Origin of the sequence: Methanocalculus natronophilus, from assembly GCF_038751955.1 — an archaeon.
Classification (GTDB): Archaea; Halobacteriota; Methanomicrobia; order Methanomicrobiales; family Methanocorpusculaceae; genus Methanocalculus; species Methanocalculus natronophilus.
The window spans coordinates 1-1,743 of sequence record NZ_JBCEXH010000016.1 but is presented as its reverse complement, the minus strand read 5'-3'; the positions used below and the strand labels follow the sequence as shown (position 1 = coordinate 1,743).

The following is a 1,743-nucleotide window of genomic DNA, read 5'->3' as shown; positions in this document are numbered from 1 at the left end:
CCTGAACTCCCGCTTTTTATGGGCACTGGATCACAATAGGATCCCACATAACCATCCATTTCCTCAATTTATCCTCGATATGGACTTGTAATCGAAAGTACTTTATATTATCATGTGCCTATATTGTGTGGGCACGCCATGGAACCGATTCGAAGGATCAAAAAGTCTGGCGACAGAGAATACTGGTACGAAGAAACACCCTATTACGACCCGGTATCAAAACAGACTCGATATAAAAACTCCAAATATCTTGGTCGGAATATCGATGGAAAACCTGTTCGTATGCGGGATGCACCACCAGAAGTCAGGGAAAAGATCAGGAAAAATACCAAAACCGTAGCTGTCCGTTCTGCCTACGACCATGGATCAGTCATGCTCCTCATGCAGATCATGCATGACCTGAAACTGGATCAATATCTGCATGAGATTCTTAATGACTCAGATGCTGCAATGGTAACTGCACTTGCACTCAACCGGATTATCAGACCACTGGCAATGAAAGATATCGGGACATGGTACGCCGGAACCACTCTCGCTCTTGATTCGCCACAGATTACTCTTACCGGACAGAGAATCAGTGAACTGCTTGCTCGAATCGGATCCAGCACTGTTCCGCAACAACTGATGACGAGACTCCTGGAAGAGAACAGGATGAAACGGACACTGATTTATGATATCACCAGTCTCTCCAGTCATTCTTCTCTGATGAACCTTCTTGAATACGGATATAACAGGGATGGCGTGTCACTTCCCCAGATTAATCTCTCACTCATCATGGACAAGGAACTCGGCATCCCGGTGATGTACGATCTCTATCCTGGGAGTATTACCGATGTAACAACGCTCACCGGTACACTGAAGAAAATTGCCGCATATGGCGTGAAAGAGTATACCGCCATTATGGATCGTGGGTTTTTCAGCCAGCATAACCTTCTGGAGATGCTTGATCAGCAGATTTCGTTCATTATCGCTGCAACGTTCCAGCTGAAAGATGTGAAACTCCTCCTCACCGAGGCGCAACGGGATATCACCAATGTTGAATACCTGCAGAAGTTCAAAGACAAGACGATCTACGCAAAACCAGTGACACTGTCACTTGAGTCTTATAAATTGAAGGGGTATCTCTTCTATGATCCAAAACGGGAACTTGAGGAGAAAGAATCTCTCACCAGCCGTCTGGTTGATATCAGGGATAAACTGGCTACCGTCAGGCTAAAGAAGGAAAAGCCTGCATTTATCCGGTTTTATGAGATCGCAGGCAAGCTCAAGAATTTTTTCGATTGGAAAGCGGTTGATGATCGGATTGAAGCAACCATTCGGCAGAATGCTGTTGCACAACGGATGAACAGAATGGGGAAGTTCATGGTGTTTTATTCAGGAGATGTTGACTGGATGACTGTTCTGTCTCTGTACAGGGAACGTGATGAGATCGAGAAGGAGATTGAGATGATGAAGTCGGATCTGGATGTTCTCCCACTGAATACGCATAAGGACAGTACCACAAGCGGCTTCATCTTTATTGTGTTTGTGGCTTTGATTATCCGGGCCAGGTTGTTACGGATGATGACGGAAGCAGAGTTGCTGAAACACTATTCGGTAAAGAGCCTCTTGCTTGAGCTCGATAAGCTCAAAAAGGTCACTCTTGCAGATGGGCAGGTGATGACGACTGAGATGACGAAGAAACAGCGGCTCATTATTGAAGCACTTGAAATCATGTGACTACGTTTTCCGGGAGTTCAGGGT

1 protein-coding gene is annotated in these 1,743 nt (G+C 45.6%); it reads left to right on the top strand.

The genetic code is table 11. From position 1 onward, the window contains the following. Nucleotides 1-138: 138 nt before the first annotated feature. Nucleotides 139-1,719 (top strand): IS1634 family transposase, encoded by a 1,581-nt coding sequence (locus ABCO64_RS10045; RefSeq protein WP_253460932.1) that lies wholly within the window; start codon nucleotides 139-141, stop codon nucleotides 1,717-1,719. Nucleotides 1,720-1,743: the final 24 nt, after the last annotated feature.